The organism is Ignatzschineria sp. PL_is040, assembly GCF_055813795.1.
On sequence record NZ_JBVPGU010000042.1, the window covers coordinates 1 to 422 of the forward strand.

A 422-nucleotide genomic window follows, 5' to 3' on the forward strand; every position below is an offset into this window, starting at 1 on the left:
CCACCACCGGCGCATCATTCACCGGCATGACTGTTACAGGAATCGTAACGGTCACTTCACCGCCATTGCCATCAGATACCACCACTGTGAATTCATCATCACCGTTGTAATTTGTGTTCGGCGTATAAGTGTATTCGCCAGTTTCTTCATTAATTGTGACTGAACCATTCTTCGGCTGATCACCAATTTGATAGGTTAGCTCATCCCCATCTACATCCTTCCCGGTGACTTTTCCTGTTTCTGGTTGATCTTCTTCCGTAATGATCGCTGGTGCTTCAGCAGTTGGCGCATCATTTACCGGCGTTACGGTGACAGGAACCGTCACAGTGACACTGCCACCATTGCCATCAGATACAACCACCGTGAATTTATCCGATCCGTTGTAATCTTTGTTGGGCGTATACGTAAACTCTCCGGTTTTC

The 422-nt window shown here is 47.4% G+C and carries 1 protein-coding gene; it reads right to left on the bottom strand.

Annotated features, from left to right (window positions below; genetic code table 11):
* The coding region (locus tag AC0SAP_RS10365) for a tandem-95 repeat protein (RefSeq protein ID WP_473384108.1) at nucleotides 1–422 on the bottom strand (422 nt) is incomplete at both ends.